The organism is Blastomonas sp. AAP53 (genome assembly GCF_000331245.1).
Classification (GTDB): Bacteria; Pseudomonadota; Alphaproteobacteria; order Sphingomonadales; family Sphingomonadaceae; genus Blastomonas.
The window spans coordinates 1-14,365 of sequence record NZ_ANFZ01000014.1; the positions used below are offsets into that span (position 1 = coordinate 1).

Annotated in this window: 12 protein-coding genes; 8 read left to right on the forward strand and 4 right to left on the reverse strand. The window is 61.5% G+C overall.

What is annotated here, in order from left to right; translation table 11 throughout:
- Positions 1-138: 138 nt before the first annotated feature.
- The 8 genes from rfbF (at position 139) to D618_RS0112770 (ending at position 7,905) form a co-directional block, all read left to right on the forward strand.
- Positions 139-1,125 (forward strand): glucose-1-phosphate cytidylyltransferase, encoded by a 987-nt coding sequence (gene rfbF, locus D618_RS0112735; protein ID WP_275450222.1) that lies wholly within the window; start codon positions 139-141, stop codon positions 1,123-1,125.
- A 76-nt stretch (positions 1,126-1,201) separates the two neighbouring features.
- Positions 1,202-2,434 carry a class I SAM-dependent methyltransferase gene (locus D618_RS0112740; protein WP_026091643.1) on the forward strand — a complete coding sequence of 411 codons (1,233 nt, stop codon included), beginning with the start codon at positions 1,202-1,204 and terminating at the stop codon, positions 2,432-2,434.
- A complete protein-coding gene (gene rfbC / locus D618_RS0112745) occupies positions 2,431-2,970 on the forward strand; it encodes a dTDP-4-dehydrorhamnose 3,5-epimerase (RefSeq protein ID WP_017671912.1) in 540 nt (179 codons plus the stop codon). The genes D618_RS0112740 and rfbC overlap by 4 nt, the downstream gene beginning before the upstream one ends.
- Positions 2,967-4,214 (forward strand): glycosyltransferase family 2 protein, encoded by a 1,248-nt coding sequence (locus D618_RS0112750; protein ID WP_017671913.1) that lies wholly within the window; start codon positions 2,967-2,969, stop codon positions 4,212-4,214. The genes rfbC and D618_RS0112750 overlap by 4 nt, the downstream gene beginning before the upstream one ends.
- Positions 4,215-4,281: 67 nt before the next feature.
- Positions 4,282-5,331, forward strand: coding sequence for an SDR family oxidoreductase (locus D618_RS0112755; protein ID WP_017671914.1), 1,050 nt, complete (start codon positions 4,282-4,284; stop codon positions 5,329-5,331).
- Positions 5,328-6,152, forward strand: coding sequence for an NAD(P)-dependent oxidoreductase (locus D618_RS0112760; protein WP_202949958.1), 825 nt, complete (start codon positions 5,328-5,330; stop codon positions 6,150-6,152). The genes D618_RS0112755 and D618_RS0112760 overlap by 4 nt, the downstream gene beginning before the upstream one ends.
- Before the next feature lie 17 nt (positions 6,153-6,169).
- The gene (locus D618_RS0112765) at positions 6,170-7,237 is read left to right on the forward strand and encodes a class I SAM-dependent methyltransferase (protein ID WP_017671916.1); all 1,068 of its coding nucleotides are present in this window, start codon (positions 6,170-6,172) and stop codon (positions 7,235-7,237) included.
- Positions 7,234-7,905: a hypothetical protein gene (locus D618_RS0112770; protein ID WP_017671917.1), complete on the forward strand. Its 672-nt coding sequence runs from the start codon at positions 7,234-7,236 to the stop codon at positions 7,903-7,905. The genes D618_RS0112765 and D618_RS0112770 overlap by 4 nt, the downstream gene beginning before the upstream one ends.
- Before the next feature lie 129 nt (positions 7,906-8,034).
- On the opposite strand, the gene D618_RS0112775 is transcribed toward D618_RS0112770, so the two are convergent.
- The 4 genes from D618_RS0112775 to D618_RS0112790 form a co-directional block, all read right to left on the reverse strand.
- The gene (locus D618_RS0112775; RefSeq protein ID WP_017671918.1) at positions 8,035-9,531 is read right to left on the reverse strand and encodes a PepSY-associated TM helix domain-containing protein; all 1,497 of its coding nucleotides are present in this window, start codon (positions 9,529-9,531) and stop codon (positions 8,035-8,037) included.
- A 1-nt stretch (position 9,532) separates the two neighbouring features.
- On the reverse strand, positions 9,533-10,114 hold the full coding sequence (locus tag D618_RS0112780; RefSeq protein WP_017671919.1) for a hypothetical protein: 582 nt from the start codon (positions 10,112-10,114) through the stop codon (positions 9,533-9,535).
- Positions 10,115-10,126: 12 nt separating this feature from the next.
- Complete coding sequence (locus D618_RS0112785; protein WP_017671920.1) at positions 10,127-12,304, reverse strand: TonB-dependent siderophore receptor; 2,178 nt, start codon at positions 12,302-12,304, stop codon at positions 10,127-10,129.
- Positions 12,305-12,695: 391 nt separating this feature from the next.
- The gene (locus tag D618_RS0112790; protein ID WP_017671921.1) at positions 12,696-14,333 is read right to left on the reverse strand and encodes an NAD(P)/FAD-dependent oxidoreductase; all 1,638 of its coding nucleotides are present in this window, start codon (positions 14,331-14,333) and stop codon (positions 12,696-12,698) included.
- Positions 14,334-14,365: the final 32 nt, after the last annotated feature.

The window sequence follows — 14,365 nt, forward strand, 5'->3', positions numbered from 1 at the left end:
GGGGGGGGGGGGGGGGCGGAAACGACAGGTCCTGGGGCTTGGATCATTGCGCGACCTGACGGGGCGGGCTGCAGCACGGATGGAATCAGCAGTTTCGCGAGGCTGGACGAACCCGGCAGCGCTAGCGTATATTTGCTCTTGTTCTCAGTACGCATCCGGAAGGGAGTCATCGCCGCCTTGCCAAGCATCGGCCCGCGTTCGCGCATGCTGGTGCCACCACTCATTCTCGCATGCCAAGGCACACCCTCCGCTGGAACAGCCCCTGCATCATGGCACCCGATCGTCATCGCTCAGACTAAAACGCAGCCTCACTGGAATTCCGCCAATCTTTCGAAAAAGGACATAAAAACAATGAAGGTTGTGATTCTGGCTGGCGGCGTTGGCTCCCGTCTTTCTGAAGAAACCACGCTTCGGCCCAAGCCGCTGGTGGAGATTGGCGGAAATCCGATGATCTGGCACATTATGAACATCTATGCCCACCATGGCATGACGGACTTCATCGTCTGCGCCGGATACAAGGGCTATATGCTCAAGGAGTATTTCGCGAACTTCGTCCTGCACAACAGCGACTTCACGGCGGACTTTTCAGACAACAGCCTGCAATTCCACAGCCGGACAGCGCCCAGATGGCGGGTTACGGTGATCGATACCGGACAAGGCTCGATGACGGGCGGCCGCCTGCGCAACATCCGCCACCATCTGGATGCGGACGAGAGTTTCTGCATGACCTATGGCGATGGCGTGGGCGACATCGACCTGACCGCCGAACTGGCGTTTCATCGCAGCCATGGCCTCAAGGCCACGATGTGCGCCGTGCACCCCCCAGCGCGCTTTGGCGCCATCATCACCGACGGCATCCACGTCACCGCCTTTTCGGAAAAAATGTCTGGCGAAGGCCCCCGGATCAACGGCGGGTTCTTCATCCTCGAGCCATCGGTGATCGATCTGATCGAAGGTGACGATACCATCTGGGAAGCAGGGCCGCTGGAGCAGCTGGCAAGCGAAGGGCAACTGGCTGCCTATGAGCATAACGGGTTCTGGCAGCCCATGGACACGCTTCGCGAACGTCATCAGCTGGAGGAGCTCTGGCGATCGGGCGCGGCACCGTGGAAAGTGTGGCGGTAACGGAGCCATCACCCATGGCGCCGGACTTCACGAAGCGTTAACCATAATTTTAAGATCGTTAAGGTAGGTTCTGGCCATGACACTGCCTTCATGCCGATTTTGCGACGCGCCGCTGGAGCATATGGTCGTTGACCTGGGCTCCACGCCGCTTGCCAACAACTATCTCTCGCACGATCAGCTGCGCGAGCCGGAGGCCGTATATCCTCTTCGTGCGATCGTGTGCACCCAATGCTGGCTGGTTCAGACCGATGCCATGGTGTCAGCGGAAAGCATATTCAGCCACTATGCCTATTTCTCGTCCTACAGCGCAAGCTGGGTCGAGCATGCACGGCAGTTCACCGTCATGGCGCGCGAGCGCTTCAGCCTGACGAACGCCTCGCAGGTTGTCGAAATTGCCAGCAACGATGGCTATCTGCTGCGCCATTTCATCGATGCCGGAATACCCGTACTGGGCATAGAACCTGCAACCAATGTCGCAGATGTCGCGCGCGCCGCCGGCGTTCCCACCGAGAACCGGTTCTTCGGTGCGGAAACGGCACGGGACCTCGTCTCGCGCGGGCTGGCGGCCGATCTGCTGGTCGGCAACAATGTGTTCGCCCATGTCCCCGACATCAACAATTTCGTGGCGGGCCTGAGCACCGCGCTGAAGCCCGATGGTGTGATCAGCCTCGAGTTTCCGCATCTGCTCCAGCTGATGGAGAACAAGCAGTTCGACACCATCTATCATGAGCATTTCTATTATTTCTCGCTGCTCGCGGTGGAGACGGTGTTTGCCAGACATGGCCTGAAACTGTTCGACGTCGAGGAGCTTGCCACCCATGGCGGCAGCCTTCGAATTCTGGGATGCCGTGCAGACAGTCAAGCGCACCCCATCGGACCCGGCCTTGCCAAGGTGCGCGCCGATGAGGCCGCAGCCGGATTGGACCGCCTCGAAAGCTATGCGGCCTTCCAGGCCAGCATCGAACCGATCCGGCGTGATCTGAACGCCTTTCTGCAACAGGCCAAGACCGACGGCAAAAGCGTGGCTGCCTATGGCGCTGCGGCCAAGGGCAACACGCTGCTCAACTTCTGCGGCGTGACAACCGATCTGATCGCGTATGTCGTGGACAGCAACCCGCACAAGCAGAACCATTATCTGCCAGGCAGCAAACTGCCGATCCACGCTCCGCAAAAGATGGCGGAGACCCGACCTGACTATGTCCTGATCCTGCCATGGAACATCAAGGACGAGATTGTCGCGGCCCATGACATCAAGGCATGGGGCGGGCAGTTTGTCGTTCCCGTTCCGGCGCTGGCAATCCTGTCATGAAACTGCTCCCCACTGCGATCACCGGCGCGATGGTCGTGGAGGTCGATGCTCATATGGACGAGCGCGGGCTGTTTGCTCGGACATTCTGCGCGGACGTCTTCGGCGCGCATGGCCTGGCGACCCATTTCCCCCAGTGCAACACATCCCAAAATCCCCAGCGGGGCACGCTGCGAGGCCTGCATTATCAGGCTGCGCCCAAAGAAGAGGCGAAACTGGTGCGGGCCACGCGCGGCCGCGCGTTCGATGTCGCAGTCGACCTTCGGCCCGCGTCGGACAGCTATCTGCAATGGGTGTCCGTCGAACTGGATGCCGACCGGCGCAACGCCTTCTACATTCCGGCGGGGTGCGCCCATGGCTTTCTGACGCTGAGCGACGATTGCGAGATCTTCTACATGATGTCCGAAAGCCATGCGCCCGATCTGGGCCGCAGCGTGCGGTGGGACGATCCGGCATTTTCCATTGATTGGCCATCCCCTCCCCTGATCATGAACGAGCGGGACGCGATGTGTGAAGATTACAAGGGTGTCCTTCCATGACCGACATAAAGCTCAGTTTTTGCATTCCGACGTATAATCGTTCGGAATTCCTGGAAAAGGCACTCACCTATTTTGCCGAGGAATATGATATTCCTTACAGCTACGAGATCGTTATTTCCGATAACGCCTCGTCAGACAATACGCGCGAAGTGGCGGACCGCTTCATAACGGCGGGTCTGCCTATCCGCTATTTTCGGCGATCCGAAAACGGCGGTTATGAACCGAACCTCGCCAGCGTCTTCCGCCGTGCACGGGGCGAATACAGCATCTATCTGGCCGATGACGACATGCTGGTCATTCCGGGCCTGATCGAGGCGGTCGGCTATCTGGATGCCAACCCCGACGTTTCGGCTGCCTACGCGCCCTGGTATCTCCACAACGAGATCGAGAAGGTGGATGCCGGAACCTTCTATTCGGTGGAGGCCGACACGAAGTTCGACCAGGGACATTTCCACGATGCCTTCGTCTTCCTGATGACCCATCATGTCTTCCCCGAAGTCGCCATCACCCGCACATCGGCGCTGCGTGTCGCGTGGGCGCCGCGGCATTTTGCGTATTGGGCGTTCTCGCACCTTGCCCATTATCTGGACCTTGGCGCCGTCTCATTCCTCAAGACGCCCTTCTATCGGGCCGTGACGGTGTCCAATATCGTCCGCGATCGTCCGCAGGCGGGCAACGAGGAGGTGATGACCGCCTGGGATCGCTATCGCGGCGGGCTGGAATATTTCCTCTATATCGGCATGAAAAAGGGCGACATCAGCGATCATCCCGACGATCTGATCGATTACGATCAGGTGATAAGGGAATTCACGCTGCGTCGCATGGCGGTGGCGCTGCGCTTCTGGGTCGCAAAACAGGATTATATCCGAAGCTACGAGTTATATGCGCGACTGGTTCAGGGCGGAATGCAAGACCATCCCGATGTGCTCAGCGTCAAGGACACGATGCTTCTGTGCGCGGCGTTGCAGACATTGTCCTGGATGGTCAATGCAACGGCGGAGGTCGACCGTCTGATCCTGCATGGCGCCATGGACTTCGACGGCCTGGTCAGCGTCCTTCGCGAGACTGGATTGAACCCGGGCATCGCAGTCAGCCGCGATCAGGACGATTTGACAGCCCATGCGATAGACAGGACGGCGGTGTTCATAATGAACAGCGACGACAGGCAGGCGTTTCTCGCACGCGGCTTCTCGCCCAACCTGATCTTCAGCGATTCCGATCTCACGCGGTTCATCCTGCCCTGAACGTTACGGGCGCTCTGATGCATTGTGCACATTTCCTTCCTCCGGCGCTGTAGCAAATGGGTGATCGATGAAAATTCTCATCACTGGAAACATGGGGTATGTCGGGTCGGAACTGGTCCGCTATCTGCGCGATAGTCTGCCCGGCGCACAGCTCCATGGCTATGACAGCGGATGGTTCGCGCATGCCCTGACTGGCTCTGCGCGTATGCCGGAAACGCTGCTGGACCGGCAATATTACGGCGATGTTCGCGACATTGACCCCGATATCCTTGAGGGCGTGCACGCCGTGGTCCATCTTGCCGCCGTGTCGAATGACCCGATGGGTCACAGCTTTGAACAGGCGACGCACGACATCAACCAGATGGCGACGCTGCGGCTTGCAGAAATGAGCGCAGCAGCCGGCGTTTCGAATTTCGTCTTCGCGTCGAGTTGCAGCATCTATGGCTATGCTGAAACAGGCGCGCGGTCGGAACAGGATGCGACCAACCCGCTGACCGCCTATGCCCGGTCAAAGATTGGCGCAGAGCAAGGGCTGGCCGCGCTCGGCAGCGACGCCATGGCGATTACCTGCCTGCGCTTCGCAACGGCGTGCGGCATGTCGGATCGGCTTCGTCTCGACCTTGTGCTCAATGATTTTGTCGCCAGTGCGCTTGCCACCGGCGAGATCGTGGTGCTGAGCGATGGGACGCCCTGGCGCCCCCTGATCGATGTCGCGGATATGGCCCGCGCGATCCATTGGGCGGCCTTGCGCGCCCCTTGCGAGCCCTCTCCCTTCCTCGTCGTGAACGCGGGACGACCGGAAAACAACTACCAGGTCCGCGATCTGGCCAGCGCCGTGGCGCGCCACGTGCCGGGCACGTCGGTGAGCATCAACACCGACGCCCCGCCAGACAAGCGCTCCTACAAGGTCGACTTTGCGCTTTTCGAGCGGTTTGCGCCCGAACACATGCCGCAGGTGTCGCTGGACCAGTCGATCGCCCGGCTGATCGACGGCGTGAAGCGAACGCCGCAGATCGATGCCGGCTTTCGCACATCTGCCTTTTTGCGCCTCAGGGTGCTGGAACACCATCTGGCCAGCAAGGCATTGGACTCCGACCTGCGATGGCGCGTGCCGTGACCCTGGCACTGCTCACCGGCGCAACCGGCTTTGTCGGACGCCAATTGCTTGCCCGGCTGGGTGAGCGGGGCATAGCTGTCCGCGCGGTCGTGCGCGAAGGCACGCAGGACCGGCTGAGCGCATGTGACACCCTGCAGAACGTGATCAGCACGCCCTCGCTGTTCCACGAAAGCGCGCAATGGTGGGAAGAGGTAAGCCAGGGCGTGGACCTTGTCATTCATGCCGCATGGTATGCGCAACCAGGCCAATATCTCGTAGCGCCAGAGAATATGGAATGCCTGACCGGCACCATCACCATGGCGCAAGGATGCCTGCAATCCGGAGTGAAGCGGTTCGTCGGGCTGGGCACCTGCTTCGAATATGACGTGTCTCACGGATTGCTCGGAATCGACACGCCCCTGCGTCCCACGTCGCCCTATGGCGATGCCAAGGCCGCGACCTATCTGGCGCTGTCGCACTGGCTGCCGCAGGCCGGGATGGAATTTCTGTGGTGCCGCCTCTTCTATCTTCACGGAGAGGGCGAAGACGAAAGGCGCTTCGTCCCCTATTTGCGGGCGAAGTTGCAAGCGGGCGAGACAGCCGACCTGACCAGCGGGCAGCAGGTGCGCGACTATCTGGATGTTCGCGATGCTGCGGCGATGATCGTCGATCGGGCGCTTGGCCGCGCACAGGGTGCCGTCAACATCTGCTCGGGCATCCCCATCACCATCCGGGCGATGGCAGAATCGATCGCCGACGAAAATGGTCGCCGCGACCTGCTGAACTTCGGTGCGCGCCCCGACAATCTCGTCGATCCGCCACATGTTGTGGGCCAACCCTGATGACGGAGCTTCGTTGCATGACCCAGATCGCGGAATGCCGGCTGCTGTACGAACAGACGCAGTTTCCGATCTTCCAGAACCGCATGTATTCCAGTGTGGCTGAGGCGCGGGATTGCCAGCGGGGCGACATCCGTCTGGTCGAGGACCAGCGCAGCGGTCTGATCTACAATGCCGCCTTTCGCGCCGACGTCATGGACTATGACGAGAATTATCAGAATGAACAGGCGGTCAGCGCCCATTTCCGCGCTCATCTCGATATCGTCGCGGACATTGTGGAACGCAACATGGGCCTCGACGGGCTGGTCGAGGTCGGCTGCGGCAAGGGCACTTTCCTGGAAATGCTTGCAGAGCGCGGCGCCCAGATCACCGGCTTTGACCCCACCTATGAAGGCGACAGCCCGCAGGTGAAGCGGGAGTATTTCCGCCCCGGCGTCGGCATTCAAGGGCGCGGCCTGATACTGCGGCATGTGCTGGAACATGTCATCGACCCGGTCGATTTCCTGCTGGACCTGCGCAAGGCGAACAATGGCGGCGGCCTTATCTATATCGAAGTACCGTGTTTCGACTGGATCTGCGACCATCATGCCTGGTTCGACATATTCTACGAGCATGTGAACTATTTCCGGCTGGGTGACTTTCAGCGGATGTTTGGCGCGCTGATCGACAGCGGCCATATCTTCGGTGATCAGTATATTTATGTGGTGGCGGACCTTTCCACCTTGCAGCGCCCGGTTTTCAACGCGGCGCAACGCGCGGAGCTTCCTGCAGGTCTGTGCGATATCCTAGGGGACGCACAGGAGCTGGAAAATGCGCCGGGCGTCATCTGGGGCGGCGCGTCGAAGGGCGTGATCTTTGCCCTGATGCGCGAACGGGCGGGCAAGCCGGTGCAGGCCGTGATCGACATCAATCCGGCCAAGCAGGGCAGATATCTGGCCGCAACCGGCCTTCAGGTCCGCGCGCCGGATGAGGTGCTGCCCGGCCTTGCCGATGGCACGGTGATCTTCGTGATGAACTCGAACTATCTGGAAGAGATCAAGGCCAGCGCCGGGCCTCGCTTCCGCTATTGCGTGGTGGACCAGGGATGAGCAGCGGCGAACCGATCACGATCCTCAACCTCGAGGCGAGCCGGCTTGCCGCCTATGTTCAGGAACAGATCCGCCGCCTGATCCCATTGTGCGACGAGAGTGATTTCGGGTTGATCGACCGCTACCTGCCCGAAGCTCTGGCACGGCTGGACCATTGCATCGCGGCAGTCCGCATCTGGACACCGGGCGAGTTCGACATCCTGCACTCGACGCAATATTGCACGTTTCTCTACTATCTCGCCAACACGATCTGGCGGCGCGAGCAGGCCAAGACCTTGTGCACGAAGCTGTTTCTGCTCAACAAGCAGCTCAACGCCATCGACATTTTCTATGACATAGCACTGCCCGACATTTTCCTGATCGGACATTCGGTCGGCATCGTGCTGTCCAAGGCCGACTATGGCAATCATCTCGTCCTGTTCCAGAACTCGACCGTGGGCCGTCATGGTGAGGACAGGCCGGTGATCGAGAACGGCGTCATCCTCTATCCCAACACCGCCGTGATCGGAAAATCGCTGATCAGGGAGCGTTCGGTCATCTCGCAAGGCGTGCGAGTCATCGGCCGCGAAACAGCGGCGCGTCAGATCGCCTACCAGGGCGCTGCAAATACGCTGATGTTCAAGGAAGACCGCAACAACACGCTCGGGCTGTATTTCAGGGGCGTGTGAGCCAGGAGCAGGGCCTGCAAGCGTGGCACCTGCCTCGCTCGGGAAGCGCACAAGGAGCCCTCCGATGCCGATGTTGCGATCTTGCCGGTCGAGATCATCGCGTCAGCGAAGGGACTGGCCGGTTCGCTGTTATTCCGCAGGCTGCATCGCGCTGGCCGCTGAGCCCTGCTTCACCCGCATTGCGGCGAACCATTCCCATCCGGACCAGATGAGCATCAGGACCGAAACACAAATCCCGATCAATGTCACCGTCATGCCAGCGTTCGAAAACGCATCGGCGCCATAGCCAGCCACATACAGCACGACCGCGCAGGCCAGAGCGAGGCCGAGCAGCACCTTGCCAGCGAGTGCCACCTGCGCCTTGCCGTGTCTGCTGGCGGCAGCAAGCGCCACCACGAGCCCGCCCCAGAACAACGCAACCAGCCCCATGCCCTCTATCCCCGAAAGCGCCGCGACCAGGGTGACCGCAAGCATTGCCGGCGTAGCCCAGACCAGGCCAGTCCACACCGCTGCCAGCTTTGGTGCGGGGCGGCCATTGGCCTCGCGCTTGGCGAAATAGATGCTGAGGCCGCTCGAAACGATCGAGCACAGCGCGGTGCCAAACACCAGATAGGCCAGCTTGACGATCAGCCCGCCCCAGTTGCCGAAATGGACGTTATAGACAGCGCCGGTCACCTGCTGGCCGACTGTGCCGTCGGATATGCCGACATTGCCCTTGAATTCGCCTGCGGCGGTGAAGTTGTAATAATCTCCGAAGATCAGGCGGTCGGGGTGCTCGGCGATGACGTTGATGTGCTGCCCTGCCGTGCCGGGATCGTGGAGAATGAAATAGGTGACGTTGAGATCAGGATATTCGCGGGCCATATAGCCCAGCGGGCCGGCAATATCCGCTGGCTCCGCCTTGCCTGCCGCCATCTCGGGCTCTGCGCCAAAGACTGGCGCGAACAGCGCTTCGGTATCGTTGTTGAATCCGGCTGCGGCAATCGCGAAGGCCAAAATCGACGCCAGGCCCAGGATCGATCCGGTCAGCGCATTGGATAAGTGGAACGGCAGCGTCCACACGCCGAGCCGGTTGTGCAGATCGACGGTGGTCAGACGTCCGGCCTTGCGGCGGAACGTGAAGGCATCGCGGAAGATGCGGGGGTGCGCCAGCAGGCCGGAGAACGACAGCGCAATCAGCATTGCGCCAAGCGCGCCGACCACGGTCAGCCCCAGGGTCTGCGGCATGTGCAGGTAATAATGCAGATCGAGCAGAAACTGCGTCCACGGGAATGTCTCGCGCGATGCGATGGTCCCATCGGCATTGGCGAAAAACGCCTGGGTATCGGTGGTGATGACGGTACGCGGCAGGTCGTCCTGCGGAAAGTTGATGTACAGATGCGTGGTCGGCTTTGCCTCGCTCCTGAACACTGCCAGCGCGGCGCGCTCGGCCGCCTCGGGAGCGATCGCTGTCATTTCCGGCGCGTCGGGTCGCTCCCATCGCTGGAACTCGTGGTTGAACACCGACAGCGTCCCGGTCACGGCGAGGATATAGATCAACCCGCCGAAAATCACCGCGATCAGGCTGTGCGCTTCGAGAGCCTTGGCGACCCTGATCGCCGATTTCTTGACATTCGCTTCGGCCAAATCACGTCACCTGCATGCTGCTGAAAATGATCACGCTCGACAGCGCGAGCGCACCTAGAACGACCCGGGCCCGGGTTTGAACGCAGCTCGAATAGCCGATATACGTGGCCAGCGCGGCCCAGGCCAACGGGAATGCGAACATCGTCAGCGACAGGTTGGCGGTGTGCTCCATGCCCAGCGAACGGGCGGCCATGAAGAACGCGGTACAGGCCGCTACCGAAGCCAGCAGCCCGAAAATCACGATGGCCAGAATGCTGGCGGTGCTGACCGCTAACGAATGCCGGACCCGGGCCTGCATGTCGGTAGCCACATTGCGCGTCCGCGCTTCGCGACGCTGCTTGACCGGCGTGCGCATCGCGACGACGAAAATCGCCAGCATGGCCATGATGGTGATCGAGATCAGCCCGAGCGCAGGTCCCTTGTCGACGCCGCTGGTGCGATCCCACGCCAGCAGCGAGCCCAGCAGCAGCGTCCAGCCCAGGCCGATCAGCCCCCAGTTGCGCTGCCGGGCTTTCCACGCAAGGTACAGCACGAATATCCCCGCGCCAGAAAGAGCCAGACCCGATAGCTGCCAAAGCACCATTGCCCATCTTCCCTAGAAGCGGAACGCCAAGCTTCCCAGGATCGTGCGCTGTTCGCCCGGGAAGCAGTCCCCGCGCGACAGGCAGGTGGCGTAATATTGCTTGTCTGCCAGGTTGCGTACGTTCAGCGACGCCTCGATCCCGCTGGCAAAGCGATAGGCAAGCAGCGCATCGAACACCGTATAGCCAGCGGTCACGATCCGGTTGGGTGTGGCGGCAAAGCCGTTGGCAGCGGGAAACGCCGTGCCGTTGCTTTCGTTCTGGCTGGCATAGCGAACGCCCGCGCCAACCCTCAGACCGTCGAGCGGCCCTGCGGACGGGACCCACATCGTCCACAACGAGGCGGTGGTGTCGGGCAGGCTCGCCCGGGGGAGGCTGACGCCAGCCGCGTTGACCTCTCTGGCATTCTGGTGACGGAAGTCGAAGTCGAACGAAACATCGCCCAGCCGGACCAGCGCCTCGACCTCGACACCTTCGGCCTCGATCGTCAGTCCGGGCTGCGTCTGGCCAGCGGCAACGAATTCGACGAGGTTGTTCTCTTCAAGCTTGTAATACGCGACCGAAAAATAGCTCGATCCGCCGGGCGGCTGATATTTGAAGCCGGCCTCGATCTGCTCGCCGCGACGGGGCAGCAAGGGCGTCGATGTCAGGACATCGGTTCCCACGGTCGCGCGGAAGGACTCGGCGTAGCTGACATAGGGGTTGAGGCCGATCGAGGTCTTGTAGAGAGCGCCTGCGGTGATCGGGTATTCCTCGTCCTTCTGGTCGTTCGCCGCATCGCGCGAATTAACCGAGGAATAACGGACGCCAAGGTCTAGGATCAGATTGCCGATGCTCATCCGGTCGATCAGATACAGGTCGGTCGATTCGGTCTGGTTTTCGGTCAGAAACCGCGCCGCATCAAACTGGGCAGAGGTCGGGAAACCCGCCAGGTCATAGACCGGCCTGAACACGTTGAACGTCGTCGGCAGATTGAAGAACGCCTGATTTTCGAAGGTGTCGACGTCCTGATAATTCACGCCTGCCAGCACCTCGTGACGGATCGGGCCGGTTTCGAAATTCGCCCGCAGACGGGCATCGAAGGCATATTGGGTCGACCCTGCAGGCCCGCCGAACACGCTGCGCCCGATCAGCGTCCCGTCGGGCAGAACGCGTGGGTTGCCATCGCCCAGAAACGCGGGCCATGCTTGGAGGTAGACCGCCTCGTTGTCGCGGTACCGTCCGGTCCCCTCGAACCGCAGGGCATCGCTGAAATCGTGCGTGAGAAATACGGTCGCGGTGACCGATTGCGTATCATAGCGGTTGAAGCCCGGGTCGCCCAGATAGGTGGAATTGTCGACACCCTGGGCAGGCGCGCCGGCGCAGAAACCGGGATCGGAAAATGTGACCTGGCTCGACTGGCAGGCGGTCACGTACAGCGGCAGAAACTGCGAGTCAGTATCACCTTTGCGCTCGGTATAGTTGAACAGCGCGGTCACGGCCGTGCGGCCGTTGTCATAGGTGACCGATGGCGCGATGACGATCGCGTCATCGTTGACGAAGTCGACTTCGGTGCCGCTGTTGCGCACGATGGCGACCAGGCGTCCGGTCAGGTTGCCGTTGCCACTCAGATCGAAACCGTAGTCGAGCGATGCCTGATAGCGGTCGAAGTTGCCCGCCGTGAACACCATCTCCTTGCCGAGCTTGTCCCGCCCGGCGATCTTGGAGACGGTGCTGACAATCCCGCCCGGTGCCGCCTGACCATAGAGCACGGACGCCGGGCCCTTCAGCACTTCGACCTGTTCCAGCGTGTAGATGTCGACGCGGGCGTTGTTGTAGAAACCGAACTGGACCTGAAGATTATCCTGATATTCCGGCGCATCGAGCCCGCGGATCGTCGCAAAGTCGCCACGCGTGGACAGGCCGAACGCATTGCTGGTGACACCCGCGGTGTAGTTGAGCGTGTTGCTGAGGGTCAGTGCGCCACGGTCCTGGAATTCGCGCGCCGTCACCACCGAAATGGAGCGCGGTGTTTCGACAATCGGAGCGTCGGACTTGGTGGCCCCGAACGTCGACACCTCACCGGTCACGACAATCTGTTCATCCGCATCATCGCGCGGCGCGCTGGCAGCTTCCTGCGCATGGGCCACAGTTCCCAGCGCGGACGAAACGATAAGCGCCGTTTTGAAAACGCACTTGGCATGACTGAACACTCAAAAAACCCCTTGCATAGCTTGAGCCTCCCCACTGAAGATAATGCTGTTGCAAGTCAATCGCAAATTGGGCTCATGCCAGCAAGTCTTGGTCGCCGTTACCCACAGGAGCATGGCTGCCGCCTCGCGCGAGAACGATATTCGCGCAATTCGGCCCCAGCTGTGCCCAAATAAAAAACAGGAGATTTCGCCTGCTGGCGCTGACACGCAGGACCAGTCACGCGTTCGCGCATGGCGACGGCTGGTCGGCGGGCTCAGCTGCAGGATGCTCGCCTGGCATCCGAAGCGCTGCACCCTTCGCACGGGCCGTGGCTTCAGGAAGGTGCGGTCGTTGCCATCGAACGGGTGCCTGGCAGGTCAGGCTGAACGCTGGATCGCCCTGCGATTGCGGTCACTGCCTGGCGCCAGCGGCCTTGCCCAGGCTCAGCGCCACGGCTTCGGCGATCTTGATCCCGTCGACCGCTGCCGACAGGATGCCGCCCGCATAGCCCGCCCCTTCTCCTGCAGGAAACAGCCCCGCAGTGTTGAGGCTTTGGAGATTGTCGCCCCGGGTGAAGCGGATCGGGGATGACGTGCGAGTCTCGACGCCGGTCATCAACACATCGGGGTGATCGTAGCCCGGAATCTGTCGGCCGAACACGGGCAGTGCCTCGCGCATCGCGGCGACCGCATAATCGGGCAGGCATTGCGCCAGGTCGGTCATGTGCACGCCGGGCTTGTAGGATGGGGTGACCGACCCGAGCGCCTCGGAGGGGCGTCCTGCCAGGAAGTCGCCCAGCCGTTGCGCCGGAGCCTTGTAGCTCGATCCACCCGCAACGTAAGCCATGGATTCCCAGTGGCGCTGCAGCGCAATCCCCGCGAGCGGATCGCCGGGAAAATCGCGTGCCGGATCGATCGCGACCACCAGCCCGGAGTTGGCGTTGCGCTCGTTGCGCGAATACTGGCTCATGCCGTTGGTGGCGACGCGGCCTTCCTCGGATGTCGCCGCGACGACGGTGCCGCCGGGGCACATGCAGAAGCTGTAGACGGTGCGGTCGTTGCTGCAGTGGTGCGAGATGTGATATTCGGCCGCACCAAGGATCGGATGGCCCGCATTGACGCCGAACCGCGCCTTGTCGATCCACGATTGCGGGTGCTCGATCCTGACCCCGATCGAAAACGGCTTGGCCTCGACATGGACGCCTGCGGCGTGGAGCATCGCGAATGTATCGCGCGCGCTGTGACCGACAGCGAGCACGACATGGTCGGCCTCCAGATATTCGCCCGTGCTCAAGTGGACACCGCGCACGCGGCGTTCGCCCTGGGCATCGGTGCTGATATCGATGCCATCGACGCGGTTCGAGAAGCGATATTCGCCGCCGAGTTCCTCGACGCTCCTGCGCATGCTCTCGACCATCGTCACCAGCCGGAACGTCCCGATATGCGGATGCGCCTCGGTCAGGATCTCGGCCGGAGCGCCGGCCTTGACGAATTCGGTCAGCACCTTGCGGTCGCGGTTGCACGGGTCCTTGATCCGGCTGTAAAGCTTTCCGTCGGAGAAGGTGCCTGCGCCGCCCTCACCGAACTGGGCGTTCGATTCCGGATTGAGCACCCCGCGCCGCCACAGCCCCCAGGTGTCCTTGGTCCGCTCGCGCACCACCTTGCCCCGGTCGAGAATGATCGGGCGGAAACCCATCTGCGCCAGGATCAGCCCGGCAAAAAGACCGCATGGCCCCGCGCCGATGACGACGGGTCGCTTTGATGGGCCGCTTTCCGGTGCCCTGGCGACGAGATGATAACGCGGGTCCGGCGCGCGCTGGACGTGGACATCCTTGCGAAAGCGCGCGAGCACCGCTGCCTCGTCCTTCACGTTCACATCGACCGAATAGACCAGCTGGATGTTGGCCTTGTTGCGCGCATCATGACCGCGACGCGCGACGACATGGCGCACCAGATCGCGCGGGCCGATCCGCAGCCGCTTGCAGATGGCCGCAGGCAGAGCCTCGTCGGGATGGTGAAGCGGCAGGGTGAGTTCAGTGATGCGCAGCATTGTGCGCCTTTAGTAGAGTGATAAACGGGAAT

Coding starts and splice junctions, on each gene's coding strand:
- D618_RS0112780 (WP_017671919.1), bottom strand. CDS start 10,114: ATGGTGCTTTGGCAGCTATCGGGTCTGGCTCTTTCTGGCGCGGGGATA.
- D618_RS0112770 (WP_017671917.1), top strand. CDS start 7,234: ATGAGCAGCGGCGAACCGATCACGATCCTCAACCTCGAGGCGAGCCGG.
- D618_RS0112740 (WP_026091643.1), top strand. CDS start 1,202: ATGACACTGCCTTCATGCCGATTTTGCGACGCGCCGCTGGAGCATATG.
- D618_RS0112790 (WP_017671921.1), bottom strand. CDS start 14,333: ATGCTGCGCATCACTGAACTCACCCTGCCGCTTCACCATCCCGACGAG.
- D618_RS0112765 (WP_017671916.1), top strand. CDS start 6,170: ATGACCCAGATCGCGGAATGCCGGCTGCTGTACGAACAGACGCAGTTT.
- D618_RS0112755 (WP_017671914.1), top strand. CDS start 4,282: ATGAAAATTCTCATCACTGGAAACATGGGGTATGTCGGGTCGGAACTG.
- D618_RS0112750 (WP_017671913.1), top strand. CDS start 2,967: ATGACCGACATAAAGCTCAGTTTTTGCATTCCGACGTATAATCGTTCG.
- rfbC (WP_017671912.1), top strand. CDS start 2,431: ATGAAACTGCTCCCCACTGCGATCACCGGCGCGATGGTCGTGGAGGTC.